The following is an 18,106-nucleotide window of genomic DNA, read 5'->3' on the forward strand; positions in this document are numbered from 1 at the left end:
TAAACCGCCCCTAGTTTGAACAAATTTTAATCCGCAAAGGTCAACAGACCCTAGCCTCTTTAGCAAACTCTAATTAAGGTTCCAAGGATGACGTATACTTCTCTTAAACAGTCTTTTGGTTGTGCGGCTTTATTAGTTGCCGCTATTTTTAGTGCCCAAAGCAACGCCAGTAATCGTTACTATGCCGATAACACATTGGAACCCACTACAGGGTTTGCCTGGGACTGGAGTGCAGGAGCTGGTTATTACATAGAAGATTCTTATTTGGTGGGGATGAATTCTTATGATGTTGGCGCCGAGTTAGATTTAAGCCTTGCGGTTTCTTACGATAATTTTTACCTTGATTTTGATCATAATCAACTCAGCGGTGGACTTGTTTTAGGCTATAGCTTAATTAACAAATACGATTGGGGCCTTGATTTATTAGGCACTAATTCCCAAGCCGGGTTTGACGAACAAGGCTTAGGTATTTATAACGATGGCATTATTGAGCCACTGCGCGGTATCAAAAAACGTAACTATGATTTTGATACCGGCCTTCGATTAACACGTCGATTTGAAAACTCACAAATTTCCCTTGAATACTTACATGACATATCTGGTGCTCATAATGGCTGGGTGGCAAACGTATTTTTTAGTCATATTCAGCCTTGGCGTAATTGGGAGTTTCGCTCTGGTATTGGCCTAAGTGCCTACTCTGCAGATTTTACAAACTATTATTTTGGTATTGATAGCGATGAAGCAAACGCAACTCGCCCTATTTATCAAACCAATGCCAGTACCAGTATTATGTTTGAATTTCATGCTGAATATCCCATTAACCAAGATTGGGTCTTTTTAGCAGGCTGGTTAACGACGTGGTTTTCAAAAGAAATTGATGACAGCCCAATTATTTCCCAAGGATATCAACACAAAGCCAAGGTAGGCGTGCGTTATGTACTTTAGATTTTTTTACTGTTTATTGTTTAGTTATTCAGGCTCTTTGCTGGCAGCCCCAGTGCAAATACCCGCTCAATTGAGTGCAGTACCTGATACCTGTGTGGCCTTACGTGAAGGACGTCACTGTTACGCCGATGTTGTTTTGTCATGGCAACAAGTAGAAGTGGGGAATTATTGTCTACGCGATGCCACCTCAAAGTACATTATGCAGTGCTGGCTTAAACAGCGACAAGGTTCGTTTAATTATGCCTTTGACTCAACGCAAAGTATTTCGTTTGAACTATTTGACAGTAATACATCACAAGTCATTGCCGTCACAGAAGTAAAATTACAATGGGTGTATCAAAATAGGCAAAAAAAGCGGCGTTGGCGGTTATTTTAGTCACACACTATAAACATTATGATAGCTAAACATCATTTAGGTATGCGAAGAAAGCTTATGGATAATTACGGTACTATTTTACTGGTTGAAGATGATATTTCTCTTGCACAATGGGTCACTGAGTATTTAACAGAGCAAGGCTATGTTGTACACGTATGTCATCGAGGTGATGAGGTAATAAGCCAAGTAAAACGTTTAAACCCACAACTTATTTTACTCGACATTATGCTGCCAGGGCTTGATGGTATTAGTGTATGTCGTGAGCTACGTAGCTTTTATCATGCCCCAATTATAATGCTTACTGCCCGCGATGAAGAAATGGATGAAGTCATCGGGCTCGAAGTCGGTGCTACCGATTATATAATAAAACCAGTACGCCCTCGCGCATTGCTTGCACGCATTAAATCGGCCTTGCGCTATAGTTGCGACACGCCTAAAACCGATGATCAAGCAAATATGATCAATATCGGTCAATTAAGTATTAATACCGAGTCACGCAACGTTTCCCTTAACCAACAGGATGTGAACATTTCAAGCGCAGAGTATTTATTACTGCATTACTTAGCCAGTAATGCAGGACAAGTTGTTTCCCGCGATGCGGTGTTTAAAGCAACCAAAGGCAGGGAATATGATGGCCTAGATAGAAGCGTTGATGTGCTTATTTCTGCCTTGCGTAAAAAGTTTAATGATGACCCACAAAAACCAGAAAAAATTAAAACCATTTGGGGACGTGGTTATTTGTTTGTGACTACAGCGTGGTAAGTTTTAATGCCTGAGTGCTTAAAATAATTAGTGCGATAGTAATAAAAGTCACTTCAATACACCCAGCCTATTATGGAATAGCATCAATGAAAAAGTTTTATATTTCACTACTAGGCAGTGCGCTGCTTTCAATTATTGTTTTAGGTTGGCTTATTGATGCATTTAGCCAACAAGCGCATGCGCCTTTGGATGAGTTTAGCGTTCAAAGCCAGATTATTGTCGGGTTAAGTAAACAGCTCACGACACTAAAACCCGATGCTCGCCCACAACAAGTAACAAAGCTCGCCGCTGACTTTGACCTTATACTTAACTACAAATTAAATCAGTCGCTGGCACTGCCCTTAGCGCTATTAGATAAAATGCAAACCCAAGGCGGATTAATACTCGAAGACGAGCAAGGCTTTTATATGCTCTACACAAATGATGAGTTAAGTCCTTATCATTTAACCATGCGTTTAGATAAACCCTATGAGGCCACACAACGAAACGATATTATTTTAACGCTATTATTTTACACTGGCTTATGTGTTTTTATGGGTTTTATTATTACCCCTTTAGCAAAGCGCCTTACGGTGTTAAACGAAGCAGCAAAGCAATTTGCATCTGGTAATGTTAAAGCGCGTATTACCCCTTCTCGATTTACCTATATAAAAGATGTGGAACTGACCTTTAACCGTATGGCGAGTCAAATTGAAAAGCTAGTTGCTGAAAACAAGCTAATGGCCTCCAGCTTATCGCATGATATTAGAACTCCAATTGCTTGCTTACGCTTTGGTGTCGACGCCGCTCTTGATAGTCATGACGAGAGTAAAATAAAGCATTATTTAACTCGCATGGAAACCGACTTAGACCATATGGAGTCAATGCTAAAAAGCTATTTAACGTTTGCTACTTTAGAGCAAAATGCGAATAAGCTTACTTACTCATCAGCAAACCTTAAACAATACCTAAGTGATATTGTATTGCAACTTGAGCCTAGAATAACCTCTCGCTCGCTTAATATTTCTTTAGAATGTGATGATCATACCGTTTATGCTGACTTACATTGGCTGGCAAGAGCAATCACCAACTTAATTAATAATGCCTGCGACTTTGCAAATCACAGCATTCGAGTAACCGCTTCAGTACAAGAACGTTTTCTGGTGGTGAACATCGCCGACGACGGACCAGGCATTGCTCAAGAAAATAATCATAAAGTATTTAGCCCATTTTTTCGTGAACGCAGCCACCGTAATCGCAGTGATAATAGTTATGGCTTGGGGTTAGCAATCGTCGCCAAAGTTGCCGATTGGCATCATGGCACCGTAAAAGTGAGTAAAAGTGAACGACTCTCAGGCGCCTGTTTCACATTAACTATCGCTCAGTTTGAACATTAATCAACAATGCAAAGATGCTCAATACAGCTGATAAACGAAATATAATTAAAAAAATTGTGCTATTTATAATCAAAATACGCACGTGTTATTTATACAGCTAAATAAAACGCAATAATTGTGCAACAGAGACAAATAAGCACTTTTTATTTAATTACAATTCCAGTAGATTGTCACGGCGTCGAAAAAATAGAGAAGCAGAATAACATGAGTGCAGTAAGAGGTGAGTTTAGCTCCCGCTTTGGTTTTATAATGGCTGCGGCAGGATCAGCTGTTGGCTTGGGTAATATTTGGGGTTTTCCGACTCAAACAGCAAGTAATGGGGGCGCTGCATTTTTAGTCGCGTATTTAGTGCTGGCTTTCTTTTTAGCTTACCCCGCTTTAATGGCAGAATTGATGATAGGTCGCCATGGGCAAGCTAATGCGGTCTCTTCATTAACTAAATTAACCACGCGACCATGGCAAAAGCAATTTGCCTTTGCTGTCGGTTTTGGTGGTATTTTATGTGCTGGATTTATTTTAAGTTTTTATGCCATTGTTGCCGGTTGGATGTTAAGTGCCACTTTAGAACCGGTAACCACATTGGTCGGCGCTGATGCCGCCTCTTTATGGTTAAGTGAGCAATCGCTTACTCGTAATATTCTTTTCACTGTTTTATTTATTATTTTAACTGTTGCTATTATCAGCCGCGGTGTAGAAAACGGCATTGAAAAATGGTCTAAACGCTTAATGCCCGCTCTGCTTGGTATTTTGTTTGCCCTAATCGCCTACGTGATGACTCAAGAAGGCGCTGTTGAGGGGTTAAAAGCTTACTTAGTCCCTGATTTTTCTTCTATTTTTGACCCTACATTGTTAGTGAGTGCCTTAGGCCAAGCTTTCTTTTCATTGTCACTGGGCACCAGTGTGATGATTATATATGGCTCATATATCAGTAAAAAAGAAAACCTTGTTTCCCTTGGCGCGTATGTAACCTTAATTGATGTGTTTATAGCGTTTGTAGCGGGTTTATTGATCATCCCTGCTATGTACGTGGCACAAGCGCAAGGTGTTGAAATATTCTCTGCAACTACAGGTAAACTTCTCTCTGAAGATACTCTCGTATTTCAAGTATTGCCTGCCTTATTTGATGGCATGGGTGGTGTAGGTTTATTTGTTGGTTTTGCTTTTTTTTCATTGATGAGTATTGCCGCACTAACTTCATCTATTTCCATGCTAGAAGCGCCAGTGTCGTACACGGTAGAGCGCTTTGCGATGAAACGTGTTCAAGCAACATGGCTAATAGGCGCTTTAATTGCCATAGTGAGCATTATTATAGTGTGTAACCTAGGCACTTTATTTGGCTTAGTGATCACCCTAACAACCAAAGTTGCACAACCTTTATTAGGGCTTATGTGCTGTATATTTGTAGGTTGGATCTGGTACAGATCGTCACTACTTAAAGCGATTCAGCAAGGTAACCCTGATGTGCATAATACGTTATTTTGGAAAATATGGCCTTGGTATACCAAGTTTGTATGCCCTATTGCGATTAGTTTAGTGTTTTTGCACTCCCTACTAAGCTAACCTGAGCTCCGGATAATAAACTTATCTCAAGCAGCTGTTTTCAGCGCTAACTGCGTTGAATTTACTTGCAATAGGCCAGCTATTGACGCGTAAATTCGCCTTGTTTTCACTGAAAACCTCTGGCTAGAGAAAATAAAATTAAATATAACGATGATTCAATATGTTAGTAAATCTCTTAACCAGAGTTCAGGTAAGCTAGTTAAAAGATGCATAAAAAAGGCTCACATCAGTGGGCCTTTTTAGTGGAGCAATATTACTGCTTTAAAATCATATCCTGATGGGGTATGCCATCTTCTATATATTCATCACCAACACATTCAAAACCGAATGAGCGATAAAAGTTCAGTAGGTAGGTTTGTGCGCCAATATAAATATCGCGAGTCGGCCATTGCGCCTTACAGCAAGCTATTGCTTCATTGACTAACTGTTTGCCTAATCCAGAACTTCGCTGTGATTGAGCAACCAATACACGCCCTATCGCACTGTACTGAGCATCTTTTTCATAACAACGGGCATAGGCATGCACCGATAGCCCATCAAGTAAATAGACATGACGTGTAGAGTCTGCGATATCGTGATCATCAAGTTCGGGGTAAGGACATGCTTGTTCTACAACGAATACATCGACACGTTCACGCATGATTGAAAATAGGGTTTGGGAGTCGAGCGCAGAGAATGGCTCACATTTAAACGCCATTTAAACACCTTTTTTATTACAGGGGCTGCTTAAAGCCCCTATCACTTTGTTAAGCAAATAACCGTTCTAGCTGATCACATAACTGCGATAAATTAACATGGTCATGCTCTATGGTTAAATCAACATAGCCATCACTTCTAAATGCCCTGTCTAATTCAATCAATACATGGGTTTTGTGCGCTTCAGGAATAAACGACAACTCAATTTCTTTTATGCCAAACAAACTGCGGCTATTAGGCTGATACTCAAGCTCTTGATAACATCCCGACACAGATTGAAAAGTAGAAGCACGTAAATGGCCTTGCTCTACATCTGCTTTAACTAAATTAAATCCTAGCTTCTCCATTGCTTGCATACAGGTTTTAACCGCTTCATTAGGATAAATGTGTAAATGGTCTTTATCTGTTGGATCAAACGCAAGGTCGATATCAAGGCCTGTTTCTAACCATACATAAGATTGGTTATAACCTGCATTAATTTCGGTTATAGGCGTTTCTGAGTGTAAACGGGCTTCAAACGGAATAGTTCTTACTTCACCGGGCTCAATAATACCAATATCGGTAATGCGCCACTGGTCAATCACATGATTAGTGAAATAATCACCGTCTTCACTCGCCACTTTTACACGAGTAACTAACATTAAGTCTAAACCGGTAATTTCTTGGCTCACATCGCCTGCAGTAATTACAATTTGCGCGTTAAATAATTGCCCTGGCTGAAGATGCTCGGTCTCTAAAATAGTATCTACTTTGGCGGCACCAATGCCTACCGATGCTAAAATCTTTTTAAACATATTTTCTCCTTAAGCTAAGCAACTCTAATGTTTGCTTACGCTTAAACTCCTTCGTTATGGCATCTTAACCACATTTAAAAGCTCTTGTCAGCGAAAAACTGCTATTTACATGCTGTTTACCATAAAACTAGCCATATATGTGCATTTTTTATACATTGAAGCTACTTTACCTCTGCATAAACTGACAGTAGCAATCATTTGATAAATACTCACTATCACGTAACTAACTGCGTTAAATAAGTAGATTAATTGTCAATAAGCATTGTTTTTCGCTACACTACAGTGCCTAAAAAAGTGGTATTAATAACTATGGAACTAATTTATTTTGCTACCGCCTTCGTCTGCGGTTTTGGTATATACCAGCTAAAATTGCCGCCACTTATCGGCTTTCTTATGGCTGGATTTATTCTTAATTTAGCGGGTTATAAAAGCACGGAACTGCTGGAAACAATTGCATCTTTAGGGGTTACACTGCTACTTTTTAGTATTGGCCTCAAGCTTAAAATTTCAAATTTAATAAAACCTCAAGTCTGGGCACCGGCCACCTTACATATTATTCTAAGCAGCGCTTTATTTAGTGGCTTTATGCTACTACTGGGTGTTTTTGCACTGCCATTATTTGTCGATTTAAGCTGGCAAAGTGCATTGTTAGTCGGCTTTGCTTTAAGCTTTTCGAGTACGGTATTTGCTGTAAAAGTACTTGAAGAACGCGGTGAAATGGCAAGTTTGCACGGTAAAATCGCCATTGGTATTTTGGTTATGCAAGATATATTTGCAGTCATATTCTTAGCGGTCAGTACAGGTAAAGTACCGAACATTTGGGCTTTAGGGTTAATTGTTGCACTACCTTTGTTTCGCCCAATTATGTACTGGGTTTTAAACCGCTCTAAACACGGTGAGTTACTGCCGCTATTTGGCTTTTTCTTTGCATTGGTAGCTGGGTACAATGCCTTTGAATTCGCAGGATTAAAAGGCGATTTAGGCGCATTGATCATTGGCATGATGTTCGCCCCTCACAAAAAAGCAGGTGAGCTGTCTAAATCGCTGCTTAGCCTAAAAGATATATTGCTAGTTGGCTTTTTCCTAAGTATTGGTTTAAGTGCAGAGCTTACTGCCCACTCCTTAGTCGTCGCTTTAGTGCTGGTATTAATTATTCCAATTAAAACCCTGCTTTATTACATACTAACCAACCTATTTAAACTTCGTGCGCGTACCTCTTTGTTAACAGCATTTAGCCTAGCTAACTTTAGCGAATTTGGTTTGATTGTGTGTGCAGTTGCCGCGTCTACCGGCATGGTTACCTCTGAGTGGCTTGCTGTTATTGCGATTGCGGTGTCGATCACCTTTGTAATTGCTTCTCCTTTAAATAAACGCTCTAACGAGCTATACGTTAAAATTGAACGCTTTTTATTAAAGTTTGAAAGCAAAACCCGCTTAGCTGAAGAGCTCCCAGTAAACTTAAATGACACAAAAATTGTTATTTTTGGTATGGGTAGAATTGGCACAGGTGCCTATGAAACAATAAACGCAACTCATCCGGATGTTGTTGCAGGTATTGATATTAAGCCTGAGGTAGTTGATAAGCATGTAAAGCGAGGTCGCCGAGTATTAATTGCCGATGCCACCGATCCTGATTTTTGGCAACGTGTTAACCACTCCCACGTTGAAATGGTAATGCTAACTATGCCTAAGCACATGCAAAATATTTTTGCCTTAGAGCAATTACAAGCATCGGGTTATAAAGGACAAGTAACGGCGATTGCCAACTACCCCGATCAGCAAAAAGAATTAGAAGAGATGGGAATAGACTCTACTTACAACTTTTACTTAGAAGCAGGTAGCGGTTTTGCAGAGCATGTAAAGCAAACCCTGTTTCCTTAATAGGGTTTAGATGCAAATAGATTGCATTTACATTCCTTTACATCTGCGTATTTTATTGGTTTAAATATAAGGTAAAATGTCAGTGTTGGTTTAGTAAAGCTAATACCTAAGTGTGTATTTAAATAAAATATACACAACTGGACCCCTTGCTTTTAATTAACCAATAAGATTCTCAAATTAGAGGGCCTACTCCCTCTATCAATAGGCTGTTACTTGCCCGTTACAGCCTATTTTAATTCTTTATTATCCCTTACACTTAGCACCTCAATTCATAAAAGATGTCAATAATGGATCCTCAACAACTTAAAGTCGCTATTAATACCATTATGCCGTTTGGTAAATATGCGGGACGTCCCTTACTTTTGCTGCCTGAGCATTATTTAGTGTGGTTTAAACAGCAAGGCTTTCCTGATAGCAAGCTCGGCTCTCAACTTGCAATGATGTACGAAGTGAAGCTTAATGGTTTAGAGCAAATGTTGATGCCATTATTAGAAAAAAATAGTAAATAAAATAGAACTTTTCTATAAGTGGCCTGTCTATCTATTTGCTACTTGTTGATTTTTTGGTTTTAAACCGCAAAAAAGCGCCTTTAAGGCGCTTTTTTATTGTGTGGGATTTAGTTGTCGAGCGTAATAATAAACTTAGCCCCACCAAGTGTTGAGTCTTCAATTGCGCACTGCCCTTTATGCCATGACACAATTTTACTTACTATCGCCAGCCCTAGCCCAAACCCTCCGGTTTTTTTATCACGACTTTTATCTAAGCGCGTAAACGGCTTAAATACTTTTTCGCGCTCAGAGAAGGCAATACCAGGGCCATCATCTTCAACCACTAGCAGTAACTTTTCATCGGCAGTACTTAAACTAATATGTACACTTTTCGAGGCATGTTTAAGTGCATTACTGATTAAGTTTTGCAGCACCCGCGACATAAAATGACTATCGCATGAGTAAATAAATTGAGTGGGGAGCGTTGTTGTTAGTTTAATACGGGTATCAAAGTTTACTTTTTCAATATTAGTTTTAATTAATGCAACGATATCACAAGGCGCTAATTGTAAACTAGGTTGCTGTGTGTCTAAACGGGCGTATTCCAACATTTCAGATACCAAGGACTCAAGTTCATGAATATCCATTTGCATGTCAGATAAATATTGCTGTGCTTTGGTATCATGAGTTTTATCCTCGAGTATTGCAATAGCAAACTTCAACCGCGCTAATGGCGTTCTAAATTCATGAGATACAGAAGAGGTGAGCTCTTGCTGAGCACTCAGTAAAAACTCAATACGTTGCTGCATTACTTGCAATGTATCGGTGATGGGTAAGAAGAATGACTTTGAGCCATCGCTTAATTGAAAATCTTGCGAGCCGCCCACTGCCTCGCATGCATGACTCAGCTTTGCAAAGTCTCGCCACAACAAAAAGCTCCACAAACCTATTGGTAAACTTATAATAAACAACACCAGTAAATACGGTAACACAGTCCCTGAGCTGCTGTGTTTAACACCTACAGGGCCTACTTGTAGCAATTGTGAATTATTTAGCGTTACATACCAAACGATACGCTGCTGTTTATCATATAAATAAAGGTAATGGTTTTGAAATAGTTGTGCTTGCTGTTCTGGTGGGAGCACCAGATCTTGCTGGGCAATGACTTGGCTATCAAAATTATGTTTAAGCTGCTCAAGCCCATCTGGGGTTTGCGAAAGCAGCCATAAAGACTGCCCAAATTCGTCATCTAACAATACACTATGCTGAGATTCATCATAGGGCCAAAACTGCTCTATAACACCACTAACAATAAACAAAGAGGCAATAATATACACGTAAAGGCTTATAAATAGCTTTCCCATTAACCTAGCCTAATACCTTGCATTTATTACATATCCCACGCATCTGATACAAATAAATAGCCTTGCCCCCACACCGTTTTAATACGGTATGGTTTATCACTGTTATCACCGAGCTTTTTACGAATACGTGATACACGAACATCCACCGTGCGGTCTAACCCGTCGTACTCACGCCCTATCATATGTTGATGGACATGCTCTCGACTGAGCACTTCACCAGCATTTGAAGCCAATAACCACAGCAATTCAAATTCATGAGAAGTCAGGACAATTTCAACACCGCTTAGCTTTACAATGCGGCTGGTTTTATCTATTGATAAATCACCAAATTGAAGTTCTTCAATCGCTTTAACACTTGGCTGTCCACGGCGAAGCAATGCACTAATTCGAGCAAGAAGTACACGCGGCTCTGCCGGTTTTATAACGTAGTCGTCAGCCCCGAGTTCTAAGCCTATGACTTGATCAAAGTCTTCACCCTTTGCTGTTAGCATTAAGATAGGGAGAGTGTATTTGTCACGTACTTGTCGACATACGCTAAAGCCATCTTTTCCTGGCAACATTACATCTAAAATGATCAAGTCGACGTGGTTTTCACTAAGATAAGGGAACACTTCGTCACCGCGTTCTAAAACGTCAACTTCTAAGCCATTATGCTCAAGATAGTCTTTGGTTAATTGTTGCAACCCTAAATCATCTTCAACAAGTAATATCTTTGGCATTTACTGCTCCTAAATTAAAAAAAGCTCCAAGGTGAGCGTAGCCGATGTTTTTTCTTAGCGTATGCGGTTTGCACTTCTATTTGCACACTCGCTAACGATACACCTGTATGGGGATTAATCAGGGAGTATATGGTCTCCACCTGAACACGCGCTTTATAACTAAGTTGGCCTTTTTTGACACCTTGCCAGCATTGCAATTGTGTATCTTGTTGGTATAAACACACATCGCTAGCGGCTGACAGTTGCCACTTAAATTTTAACTCAAGATCACAAAATTCTTGTTGTTCGGAAACCACACAGACTTTGGGTGATACGTTAAGTGAAGAGGCTTTTGCAACGCTAGCGTTGCTAAAAAATGAAGCTGCAAGCACAACCAACATAAAACACTTCATATTAAAATGTATGTTCGAATCCTATAAAGGCGGTCATTGAATAGTTATGTTCAAAAAGCGGGCTGCTATCCATTGCTGAATAATCATAATAGGCTAAATGAAAACGAAGCGCGTTGACTCCATCTACAGGCCAACGGGCGTCGATTTTAGCATAAGGTTGCCAACTACTACCAACTTCTATTTCACCGTGAATAGATTCAGCGCTATTTAAACCATAAAAGTAGTTATTTAGTTGGGCTGATTTGTAATTAACGCCTAACGTCGACTTTAACGTTAATTGCTTAAACTCATGGTGATATTGCCATTGCAACGATCCTCTGTAGCCATTATAAACACTGTTTACATCATGCAATAATTGCGCAGAAAATACTTGCTGCTGCTTTACAAAAAAATAGCTTATACCGGCATCAAGTGCGACTCGTCTTTTTTGTATATTATTTATGTTTACTCGACGCGGTGAATCAGTGTGTAGCGATTCTAATATCTCGTTCTCAGCGGTTGTTTTAAAGGGGAAAATATTTTGTGGATGCCAATCAATAAAAAAGCGTGACTCAGGGTTAATTTCTGACACAAAACTAACGTTATGTTGTTTGCTTTGTAAAAAAGAATAACCAAGACGGCCATTATCAAAAAACCAATTTTGACCATAATAGGCCACTTGCGGAATAACAACTAAGGGGATGTTATCTGCACCATACAGAGGATTTGTGATCACCCCAGCACCAACACTCACACTAAGATTAAGCTCATCAGTGGATATATGTTGCTGCTTCTGAGCAATCGCATTAGTGCTTAATAGCACTAATAACAGGCATATGTTTATTCTCAGATGGAACCGCATGAAGTTAATCGCTAGTTTATAAAGTGGCTTTGACCCTATAGTAGCAAGTAGTATGAACACAAGCTCTAGAGAGTTACAATCATTAACAAATTTGATACAAACAGAACACGTTTACATATCGGCCGCTATTTCGACCCGATTACGACCATGGGTTTTAGCTAAATAAAGTGCTCTATCTGCCTTTTCAACTAATAAACAGCTCTTACTAAAAGGTTCCATTAAAGCAATGCCGAAACTGGCTGAAATATTACGTTTATTATTACTGTCTTCTTTTTTACGAATCGTCAATTTGGCAATGCTCAAACGAAGCTGATTACAAAATGCCATCGCATCATTAATGCTTTCAAAGTAACCCGTAATACAAAATTCTTCACCACCAAAACGATAAGCTCTGTATTGCTCTTGTACACTATTTTGCACTTTTTGAGCGACTAGCTTGAGTACCTCATCGCCTTTTTGATGGCCAAAATCGTCATTAAAACGTTTAAAATGATCAATATCGAACATAATCAACACCGCTAATTTACCGTGTTCATTTTGTGAAGAGGCGTTTAAACAAAACTCAACAATGTCTGTGTCAAACTTACCGCGATTAAATAATCCGGTTAAGGAATCTTTATCAACCGCTTCTTGGGTCACGCTAAGCGCTTCTTTTAAATCTTTAATTTCGTTGTACGCTTGCGCTAATTTGGTTTGGAATCCACGGGCGTAATCTTGCATCGCAATTGATTCGTCAGTTAGGCGCTCAACGCAAGAAAGGATCTCATTAAATGAGTTAATACTAGAGAGCGTTTTTAATTCATTTTGTGAATCAACTAACGAGGTAGTAAAGCTTTTCGAATATTGAATGGAGTCACTAAGATCAAACTGCATTTGCTCTACGGTGCCATGAAACCTTTCAGACATTTGTTGAAAAAATGCAAGCTCTTCGTCATTAATATGCTTATTAAAAATTTCTTGGGCGGTTTGAGCTGAACACGTATTGTGCAAAGAGATGACTTTATCAAGCTCTGTGTTTAGTTGTGGGTTGTCGCCCTGTACATAACAGTACCAAATAGCATAATTTATTGGCGTTACAGGCATTTTGTATTTAACCATCAACGGAATGGCTTTTTTTAAACACTGGGCAGAATGAGCAAGTGAAACCGTATTATCCATAATTAAAACTCTTAGACATCACAAAAAAGATGTTAATAAACACATAAATACCAGCGGTTTATATTAACAGTTTTTTATCATCCAGCAAGCCTATATTATGTTTTCCCCCATATTTTGTGCAATATTCCAAAGCGCACTAATAGCAGGGTCGTTTAGTTCTTTATGTAATACAGCCAAACCAATTTTAAACCCTTGTGGTGGCTCGCCTTTATACTCTAAAACCTGAACCTTATCGTTAAGCGGACTATTATCGAGTACAATTTTTGGGATCATGGCCACGCCTAACCCTAAACTCACCATAGATACCATAGCTTCATGCCCTGCCACTTGCGCGTAAATTTTTCCTTGTACATTATTTTTTCGCCACCACTGCTCCAACCTTTGTCTTGAAAATCCTTGTTCAGCAACAATAAATTCAAGCTCAGACCAATCAATAGTTTCGCTACTAGTGGCTAATTTTTCTGTGATCGGACATTGAATAGTGGGTGCAATTAATACCAATGGCGAGTAGCCAATATCTACAAATGCAATTTGTGCAGGTAATTTACTGGGTCTGGCTGCAATGGCCATAGATTCATGTCCATCTAACACTCGGTTAATAGCCAAGGCGGGATCGCCCGTATTTAAGGTAATTTCAATATGCTGATGCTGAGCTCTCAGTTGCTCTAAAATATGATGCAAAAAACTGTAGGATGCAGTAACGGAGCAATAAAGGCTCACATTGCCATAAATATGTTGTTGCGGTTCGCTTAAATTAGCCTTAAAGCGCTGCCAATTATTAAGCGTAGCACTGGCATACTCCTTAAATGCAACGCCTTCGCGGGTAAGCTTTACACTGCGATTATCACGCTGGAATAACATCACCCCTACTTCATCTTCTAACTGCTTTATATTACGACTTAAAGTGGGCGCACTTATGTGGCATAACTCACTGGCACGAGAGAAATGAAGCGTTTTTGCCAACGCCAAAAAGTAATTTAAATGCTTATGATCCATAACAACACCAGTATTTCATATTATGAAACACTTTAATTCAAATATATCATTTTACGCAAGAAAAGATTTTCCATATTGTTATTCCAAGCAAGGCAAAAGCAATGCATCTAACAAACTGAATTAATAGGAAACTTATCATGGCAAATTATTTTAATAGCTTACCTTTACGCGAACAATTAGCGCAATTGGCACAATGTGAATTTATGGGCGCAGACGAATTTAACGACGGTGTTGCTGCACTTAAAGGTAAAAAATTGGTAATTGTAGGCTGTGGCGCACAGGGCCTAAATCAAGGCTTAAACTTACGTGATTCTGGTTTAGATGTAGCCTATACACTACGTGATTCGGCCATTGCTGAGCGTCGTCAGTCATTCTTAAATGCATCTGACAATGGTTTTAAAGTGGGTACATATGAAGAGTTAATCCCAACAGCCGATGTAGTACTTAACTTAACACCTGATAAACAACATACTGCAGTTGTTAATGCCATCATGCCATTAATGAAACACGGCTCAACCCTTGCCTATTCACATGGCTTTAATATTGTTGAAGAAGGCATGCAAGTTCGTGAAGACATTACCGTTATTATGGTTGCACCAAAATGCCCGGGGTCAGAAGTACGTGAAGAGTATAAACGCGGCTTTGGCGTACCTACATTAATTGCGGTTCACCCAGAGAATGATCCTCAGGGCCATGGCTTGGCACAAGCAAAAGCCTATGCAGTAGGTACAGGTGGTCATCGCGCGGGGGTACTTAAATCATCATTTATCGCTGAAGTGAAATCTGATCTGATGGGCGAGCAAACCATTTTATGTGGCATGCTACAAACTGGCTCTATTTTATGTTTTGACAAAATGATTGAAAAAGGAATTGATGCCGGTTACGCCTCAAAACTTATTCAATATGGCTGGGAAGTGATCACAGAAGCACTTAAATATGGCGGTGTGACAAACATGCTTGACCGCTTATCAAACCCTGCAAAGGTTAAAGCGTTTGAGCTAAGTGAAGAGCTTAAAGTGATTATGCGTCCTCTTTATAACAAACACCAAGATGACATTATCGATGGCACATTTTCACGTGTAATGATGGAAGACTGGGCAAATGATGACGCTAACTTACTAAAATGGCGTGCTGAAACTGCAGAAACTCATTTTGAAAAAACCCCTGCAGGCGATGTAGAAATTGCTGAGCAAGAATTTTTTGACCACGGTATTTTAATGGTGGCAATGGTAAAAGCAGGTGTAGAACTGGCATTTGAAACCATGACAGCGGCCGGTATTATTGCAGAATCTGCCTATTATGAGTCACTGCATGAAACGCCGCTGATAGCCAATACTATTGCACGCAAAAAGTTATTTGAAATGAACCGCACTATTTCAGATACCGCTGAGTACGGCTGCTATTTATATAACCATGCCTGTTTGCCGCTTCTACAAGAATTTATGCAAGGTATTGATACTGATGTTATTGGTAAGGGCTTAAATGAGCAAAGTAATCAAGTTGATAACCAAACTTTAATTCAAATAAATACGGCTCTACGTGAGCACCCTGTTGAGAAAGTAGGCGCAAAATTACGCGGCTACATGTCTGCAATGAAAAAAATAGTTTAACCCAAGGGTCCTAAAACTCTCACTTGTTAGAAACCAAGCCCACTTGCATTTTGCTGTGGGCTTTTTTAAGTGCAAATTAATCATCAATAGCTGAAAATAAATAATGTGCTAAAATAATTCCTCTCATTGCCTCAGTTGTAAATATAAGCATTATCATGACGATACAAAATCTCTCTATTACTCAAAAAATAACAGCGCTTGGAAGCATTATTGCTATTTGTGTTGCTGTATTAATTGGTTTGACGTCTTTGCATAACTCAAAGAATATTATTGAGCAACGCATGATCGAATCAGAACTGCCAAGTAAATTACAAACAATAAGTAATCATATTGGTGGCGAGATCAATGAACTTCTTGGGGCAGCAAAGCAACTTTCGGCCAATACCTTTATTTTAAATTGGGCAAATACTGGCAACAACAACGACACGCTATTACTTAAAGAGCTCAATCGCTTGGTTGATCAATACGATCTTGCCACGGCTTCGTGGGCGAATAAAAACACCGCACAATATTGGAACCAAGATGGCTTTTTACGTGTTTTAAAAAATGATGCCGCAGATGGCTGGTTTTTTGCTTTTACTCAATCAAAGCAACCTTACTCAATTAGTATTTATCAAGAGTCTGAAAACGATGTAAAAATGTTTGTTAACCACCAACAGCCTAATGGTTTAGGCTTGGCAGGCTTAGCAAAAAGCATTACAGATATGCAAAAGCTGCTACAACAATTTAAAATTGAGCAATCAGGGTTTGTGTTTATTGCCGATAAAAACGGCTTAATACAGTTACATAAAGATGCAGACAAAGTCGCTAAGGTGAATATAGATAGTATTTACAGCGCTAATATTCATAACAAATTACTTGATAAAAATGGCTTCGCTTTAGAGGAAGTAAATATCAACGGGCAAGCCACACTCATTGCAGCTACACCGATTAAAAACACTGACTTATTTGTATTAGCTCAAGTCCCAAAAAGCGAAGTGTTTTCTAGTGTAAATACCCTAGAGTGGCAAATATTCACCTTCACTATCATCACTGCGCTAATCGCAAGCGTGATCAGTTACTTATTAGCTCGCTCTTTAGCTTCACCGTTATCAACAATGGCTGAGCTATTTTCGCGTTTAGGGCGTGGCGATGCAAACTTAGCCTATCGCTTACCAACATCTCCCCAACCTGAGCTAAATAATTTAACCACCGGCTTTAATCAATTTATTGAAAAAATAGAAACCGCTATTGTGCAAGTAGCCAATGAAAGCCATGGAATTCGCCACAGCTCAGATCATGTATTTGCGCAAGCCAAGCAAAACTCCTTAGCCCTTGATAAGCAAAAAGAGCAAACTATTTCAGTTGCAGCAGCCATTAATGAAATGGGCGCTACAGTGCAAGAAATAGCGCAAAGTGCTGCCAATGCAGCTAAGTTAACCAACGATAGCCGCGATAACACCAAGCAAAGCCATCAACAAGTGTTACAAAGCCAAACGACAATCTCAGCCCTTGCCAGCGACATTGACGGCATAACCGAGCAAGTTGCTTTACTTTCTAAAAAGACTATTGATATCGCTAGTATTGTGGATTCAATTAGAGGTATATCTGAACAAACCAACTTATTGGCACTTAATGCAGCTATTGAGTCTGCCCGAGCTGGTGAACATGGACGAGGCTTTGCTGTCGTTGCTGATGAAGTAAGAGCACTTGCAAATCGTACGTCGCAATCAACCACTGAAATTCAATCTATGATTGAAGAGCTCACTCAAATTTCAGATGATGTTGTAAATGATATCAGCCAATCAAAAAATAAAGCCCAACAAAGCGTTAGCGCAATGCAAAACTCGGTTGAGTTACTTAATAACATTACTGAAACAGCCAATGAAATTAACGATATGGCAACTCTAATTGCCACCGCTACAGAACAGCAAAATAGCGTTGTAAATGATGTGGGTCGTAGTATTGAGCAAATAAGTGAGATCAGTGATAAATCAATGAGTGAACAAATCAATACCGAGCAAGCAATTCGTGATTTAGCCACCAGCGCACAAACACTTGATGCACTCGTTGCTACGTTTAATCAGCAACGTTAAATAGAGTGTTACATTAAAAAATAACCTCTGTACAAAATAACCACTATACTTAAGTGTTTTTTGTACAGAGGTG

Annotated in this window: 17 protein-coding genes; 9 read left to right on the forward strand and 8 right to left on the reverse strand. The window is 39.4% G+C overall.

The genetic code is table 11. From position 1 onward, the window contains the following. The first annotated feature begins 87 nt into the window (after positions 1-87). The 5 genes from QMA00_RS00005 (at position 88) to QMA00_RS00025 (ending at position 5,019) form a co-directional block, all read left to right on the forward strand. Positions 88-945 carry a MipA/OmpV family protein gene (locus QMA00_RS00005; RefSeq protein WP_076920588.1) on the forward strand — a complete coding sequence of 286 codons (858 nt, stop codon included), beginning with the start codon at positions 88-90 and terminating at the stop codon, positions 943-945. Further along, on the forward strand, positions 935-1,321 hold the full coding sequence (locus QMA00_RS00010) for a DUF3019 domain-containing protein (RefSeq protein ID WP_016899250.1): 387 nt from the start codon (positions 935-937) through the stop codon (positions 1,319-1,321). The genes QMA00_RS00005 and QMA00_RS00010 overlap by 11 nt, the downstream gene beginning before the upstream one ends. A gap of 57 nt (positions 1,322-1,378) precedes the next feature. After that, a complete protein-coding gene (locus tag QMA00_RS00015; protein ID WP_076920589.1) occupies positions 1,379-2,083 on the forward strand; it encodes a response regulator transcription factor in 705 nt (234 codons plus the stop codon). An 86-nt stretch (positions 2,084-2,169) separates the two neighbouring features. Next, positions 2,170-3,459: an ATP-binding protein gene (locus QMA00_RS00020; protein ID WP_076920590.1), complete on the forward strand. Its 1,290-nt coding sequence runs from the start codon at positions 2,170-2,172 to the stop codon at positions 3,457-3,459. A 204-nt stretch (positions 3,460-3,663) separates the two neighbouring features. Beyond that, complete coding sequence (locus QMA00_RS00025) at positions 3,664-5,019, forward strand: sodium-dependent transporter (protein WP_076920591.1); 1,356 nt, start codon at positions 3,664-3,666, stop codon at positions 5,017-5,019. A gap of 253 nt (positions 5,020-5,272) precedes the next feature. Here the strand turns inward: QMA00_RS00025 and QMA00_RS00030 are convergent, their stop codons facing one another. Together QMA00_RS00030 and QMA00_RS00035 are read right to left on the reverse strand one after the other, a co-directional pair. Then, a complete protein-coding gene (locus QMA00_RS00030) occupies positions 5,273-5,716 on the reverse strand; it encodes a GNAT family N-acetyltransferase (protein WP_058155075.1) in 444 nt (147 codons plus the stop codon). A 49-nt stretch (positions 5,717-5,765) separates the two neighbouring features. After that, positions 5,766-6,509, reverse strand: coding sequence for a sporulation protein (locus QMA00_RS00035; RefSeq protein ID WP_076920592.1), 744 nt, complete (start codon positions 6,507-6,509; stop codon positions 5,766-5,768). A 309-nt stretch (positions 6,510-6,818) separates the two neighbouring features. On the opposite strand from QMA00_RS00035, the gene QMA00_RS00040 reads away from it, so the two are divergent. Together QMA00_RS00040 and QMA00_RS00045 are read left to right on the forward strand one after the other, a co-directional pair. Beyond that, the gene (locus QMA00_RS00040; protein WP_290155372.1) at positions 6,819-8,390 is read left to right on the forward strand and encodes a cation:proton antiporter family protein; all 1,572 of its coding nucleotides are present in this window, start codon (positions 6,819-6,821) and stop codon (positions 8,388-8,390) included. A 287-nt stretch (positions 8,391-8,677) separates the two neighbouring features. Beyond that, entirely contained in the window at positions 8,678-8,899 is a 222-nt protein-coding gene (locus QMA00_RS00045) for a DUF3820 family protein (protein ID WP_036981828.1), read from the forward strand. 107 nt (positions 8,900-9,006) lie between these two features. Here the strand turns inward: QMA00_RS00045 and QMA00_RS00050 are convergent, their stop codons facing one another. The 6 genes from QMA00_RS00050 to ilvY form a co-directional block, all read right to left on the reverse strand. Next, complete coding sequence (locus QMA00_RS00050) at positions 9,007-10,242, reverse strand: ATP-binding protein (RefSeq protein ID WP_290155374.1); 1,236 nt, start codon at positions 10,240-10,242, stop codon at positions 9,007-9,009. A gap of 26 nt (positions 10,243-10,268) precedes the next feature. Continuing rightward, on the reverse strand, positions 10,269-10,961 hold the full coding sequence (locus QMA00_RS00055) for a response regulator (protein ID WP_013465514.1): 693 nt from the start codon (positions 10,959-10,961) through the stop codon (positions 10,269-10,271). Between the two features lie 14 nt (positions 10,962-10,975). After that, positions 10,976-11,341, reverse strand: a complete 366-nt coding sequence (locus QMA00_RS00060; RefSeq protein ID WP_028834008.1) for a DUF3019 domain-containing protein — start codon at positions 11,339-11,341, stop codon at positions 10,976-10,978. 13 nt (positions 11,342-11,354) lie between these two features. Then, on the reverse strand, positions 11,355-12,194 hold the full coding sequence (locus QMA00_RS00065; RefSeq protein ID WP_290155377.1) for a MipA/OmpV family protein: 840 nt from the start codon (positions 12,192-12,194) through the stop codon (positions 11,355-11,357). A 111-nt stretch (positions 12,195-12,305) separates the two neighbouring features. Continuing rightward, entirely contained in the window at positions 12,306-13,352 is a 1,047-nt protein-coding gene (locus QMA00_RS00070; RefSeq protein WP_013465517.1) for a GGDEF domain-containing protein, read from the reverse strand. A 90-nt stretch (positions 13,353-13,442) separates the two neighbouring features. Further along, complete coding sequence (gene ilvY / locus QMA00_RS00075; RefSeq protein ID WP_214551922.1) at positions 13,443-14,348, reverse strand: HTH-type transcriptional activator IlvY; 906 nt, start codon at positions 14,346-14,348, stop codon at positions 13,443-13,445. 137 nt (positions 14,349-14,485) lie between these two features. On the opposite strand from ilvY, the gene ilvC reads away from it, so the two are divergent. Both ilvC and QMA00_RS00085 read left to right on the forward strand, forming a co-directional pair. Further along, positions 14,486-15,958 (forward strand): ketol-acid reductoisomerase, encoded by a 1,473-nt coding sequence (gene ilvC, locus QMA00_RS00080; RefSeq protein WP_036981816.1) that lies wholly within the window; start codon positions 14,486-14,488, stop codon positions 15,956-15,958. Between the two features lie 155 nt (positions 15,959-16,113). After that, positions 16,114-18,033, forward strand: a complete 1,920-nt coding sequence (locus QMA00_RS00085) for a methyl-accepting chemotaxis protein (protein WP_290155379.1) — start codon at positions 16,114-16,116, stop codon at positions 18,031-18,033. The last annotated feature ends 73 nt before the right edge of the window (positions 18,034-18,106 follow it).

This window comes from Pseudoalteromonas sp. APC 3694 (assembly GCF_030407565.1).
GTDB lineage: Bacteria > Pseudomonadota > Gammaproteobacteria > Enterobacterales > Alteromonadaceae > Pseudoalteromonas > Pseudoalteromonas tetraodonis.